The following is a 3,520-nucleotide window of genomic DNA, read 5'->3' as shown; positions in this document are numbered from 1 at the left end:
AGGACGCCAGTTCCGATCTTCCGAGGAAACGGTGCTGGCCATCAGCCAGTCGTATCCACCGGTGGCGGTGAAGGCGGAGGCAGAGCCGCTGATCTGCTTCTGAGAAACTCCTGCCCTGATTGCACTGGTCATGTACGGCGTGCTGCCGGTGGCGCACGGCGCGATGAGCGGCTTGTCCTCGATCTCGCCGGCCATTCTGGAAATTGCGCGCGGCATCGGCATGAACCGCTGGCAGATCCTGTACCGGGTTGAGCTGCCGCTGGCGGCGCCGGTAATACTGGCCGGCGTGCGCACTTCGGTGGTGATCAATATCGGCACGGCGGCGATTGCATCGACCGTCGGCGCCAAGACGCTGGGGTTGCCGATCATCGTCGGCCTGAGCGGATTCAACACCGCTTACGTGATCCAGGGCGCGTTGCTGGTTGCGCTGCTGGCAATCGTGGCCGATCAGCTGTTTGACCTGTTGTCGCAGCGCTGGACGCCGCAGTCAGGCTCCGCATTGCATGGCGGAGGCAGCGCATGAGATGTGCGTTGCCGATGTACCCGTTTCCAGCTGCCAGCCTGGAAGAATTCTGGAGCGGGCTGCGCCGTTACCTGCGGCTCGAAGGCGTGGAGGATGTCCCGCATCGGCTCGGCCAGCCGCAAAATCTGCTGCAGCACTGGCAGGAACCGGACCTGCTGTTGAGCCAGACCTGCGGTTATCCGGTATCGACGGTTTTACATGGCAAGGTACAAGTGGTCGGCGCCTTTCATTTCGACGTGCCAGGCTGCACGCAGGCAAATTACAGCAGCAGTTTGTGGGTGCGGCATGAGGATGCGGCAAAACCATTGCAGGCGTTTAACGGCGCTGTCGCAGCCTGCAACGAGCGCCACTCGCAATCCGGTTATCACGCGTTGCGCAGCGCGGTTGCGCCCTTCGCCGCTGACGGCAGGTTTTTCTCGAAGGTGGTGTTCAGCGGCGCCCATCGGCAGTCGGCGCAACTGGTTGCCGGCGGCCAGGCCGACATCGCCGCGCTCGATTGCGTCAGCGCCTATTTCCTGAGCCGCCAGGAGCCTGAGACTTTCTCCCGCCTGGCTGCGATCGGCTTCACTGCGCCGATGCCTGGCCTGCCTCTGATTACCTCGTCGGCTACAGCGCCCGCCACGCTGGCGGCGCTGCGCCGGGCCCTGGCGGCCAGCGTCGAGGCGCCGGAACTGGAAAACGCGCGCAGCGCCATGCGTATAAGTGGTTTTTCCAGCCTGGATCAGCAGGATTACCGCATCTGCGCATTGAAGGCGGAACAGAACCGGACCGACGGCCTGGCCGACTGGTAGCGCCGCACCGGTCGCGCGTGCCGCGCGCAATTCATTACCAACCACACTCAGCAAAACAATGAAAACATCCGCTCCCCGTATTTCACCTCGAATTTCGCGCATCGCCCCTGCCGCCTTGCTGGCCCTTGCCTCCAGCGCCTCCTATGCACAGATCGCCAGCACCAGCGTGACCCTGTACGGCTTTATCGACAGCAGTGTGCGCTACCAGCAAACCAAGGCCGGCAACAGCTTGTCGGTGGTGGACGGCGCCGAACTGGGCTGGGCCGGCAGCCGCTGGGGACTGATCGGCAGCGAAGACCTGGGCGGCGGCATGAAGGCTATCTTCAACCTGGAAAACGGATTTTCACTCGACAACGGACAATTGAACCAGGGCGGCCGCCTGTTCGGCCGCACCGCCTATGTTGGCTTGAGCAACAGCTATGGCGAGCTGACTCTCGGTCGCCAGTACAACGCGCTCTATTACGCCGGCTCGTGGCTGAGCGACCCGACCTATGTATCGAGCTGGTCGCCATCGGTTAATCATCAGCTCAATTACGCCTGGGACAATGCGGTCGTCTATACCGGCCGTTACTCCGATTTCATCGGCCGCCTCAGTTACGCCGCCGGCGAACAGGCCGGTACCCAGCACGGCAGCATGCAGGCCGCCAGCCTGATGTACAACGGCCATCCGTTCGGCGCGGCGATTGCCTACGGCGGCATCAACGGCAGCGGCCAGACCACGTTTACCGCGGGCGGCTATTACGAGATCGGCCCGGTCACGGCGCAACTGGTGCACTACCACACCAGGAACGAACCCTACACCGGCACCCGTAGCCTGATCACCAACGGTATCGGCGTCATTTATATCCCGGTTCCGGCATGGGAACTGACCGCCGCCTATTGGCGCACCACCGCGGATGGTGCAGTAGACAACAAGTTCCTGGCGGTGGCGCGCTACAGCCTGTCGAAACGCACCAAGCTGTACGTTGAAGCCGATACCGACCGCAATCCCCAGAGCGGCCGACTGAGCGGCGGCCAGGCCGGAATGCAGTATTCGTTCTGACCGGACAGCGGACAAGTCATCATCGGGTAATATTTCTTCGCTAGTATTTTGCAACTCCTCCTCAATCAGGTTGGACGCCTGGTTCATCAGGCAAATCGTGCTTCGAGAACCGGAACATGTCTAACTGAATGCGGAGGATGGCGATGGCGTCTGTCACGGATCAATCCCAGTTGCTGTCGGTCACCGCCCATATCGGCGACTGCAAGACCCTGCTGGCGTTCAATCTGCTGCAGCCTGAAAGCAGCAAGGACCTGGCGGGTTTCACGATCCGCTGCCAGCCCGATGGCCTGCCGCCCTACTACCTGTACAACACGCTGCAGTTTGAAAGTCCTGGCGCGCATGCCCAGGATCAGGGCGAACCGCCGAATTCGACGGTGAATGCGCCGATACACAAGTTTCGCTGGCTGCATGTACCCGGCTCCGTCCATCAAGGTCTCACGCCGTTTTTCGGCAAATACACCTATACGGTGATCCCGCGCTATTTTGACGACAAGCAGTCGCTGCTTGCCCTCGACGAGACGCTAGGCGTGTCGGTCATCGCGTATGTCGGGCCGTTTGCAAAAAACAAGTTCAAGCTCGGGTTTACCCGCGGCTACACGCAGTCCCAGGCGTTTACCCATCATTTCGGCATCAACGCGCTGATCCGGCCCGATACCAGGGAACTGCTGTTTGACACCACACAGATATCGGGCGCCAACGCCGACGGCGTGCAATATACCTTTGCCGACGAATACGCCTGGCTCGGGCTGACTGCAAGAGAGCGGATTTTCGAATTCCTGGACGAGGTGCTGCAGGACCCGGCGCAATATCTGGACGTGTTTGCCTACGACCTGAACGAACCCGACCTGTGCAATATCCTGCTGGAACTGGGCAGGCAAGGCCGGGTGCGGATAATCCTGGACAACGCGGCCCTGCATCACTCGGCCGCAAAACCGATGCCCGAGGATGAATTCGAGGCGCAGTTCCGGGCGATTGCCGCCAGCCCTGCCGACATCCTGCGCGGCCATTTCAAGCGCTACGCACATGACAAGGTGTTTGTTTCCTTCAACAAGGACAGCGCGCTGAAGGTGCTGACCGGTTCGACCAATTTTTCCGTCACCGGCCTGTACGTCAACTCCAACCATGTCATGGTCTTCGACGATCCTAGTGTCGCAGCGGAATACG

Annotated in this window: 4 protein-coding genes; all 4 read left to right on the top strand. The window is 61.1% G+C overall.

From position 1 onward, the window contains the following. Positions 1-115: 115 nt before the first annotated feature. Positions 116-523 (top strand): ABC transporter permease, encoded by a 408-nt coding sequence (locus JWQ61_RS18705; protein ID WP_369684909.1) that lies wholly within the window; start codon positions 116-118, stop codon positions 521-523. Further along, complete coding sequence (locus tag JWQ61_RS18700; RefSeq protein WP_304361824.1) at positions 520-1,314, top strand: phosphate/phosphite/phosphonate ABC transporter substrate-binding protein; 795 nt, start codon at positions 520-522, stop codon at positions 1,312-1,314. Before JWQ61_RS18705 ends, JWQ61_RS18700 begins: the two co-directional genes overlap by 4 nt. Positions 1,315-1,372: 58 nt before the next feature. Further along, complete coding sequence (locus JWQ61_RS18695; protein WP_304361823.1) at positions 1,373-2,356, top strand: porin; 984 nt, start codon at positions 1,373-1,375, stop codon at positions 2,354-2,356. A 143-nt stretch (positions 2,357-2,499) separates the two neighbouring features. Further along, positions 2,500-3,520, top strand: a 1,021-nt coding sequence (locus JWQ61_RS18690) for a phospholipase D-like domain-containing protein (protein ID WP_304361822.1), incomplete at its 3' end; no start/stop codon positions are given.

The sequence above is a fragment of the Collimonas fungivorans genome (assembly GCF_028292705.1).
Lineage (GTDB): Bacteria > Pseudomonadota > Gammaproteobacteria > Burkholderiales > Burkholderiaceae_D > Collimonas > Collimonas fungivorans_B.
This window is presented reverse-complemented; position numbering and strand designations above follow the sequence as displayed.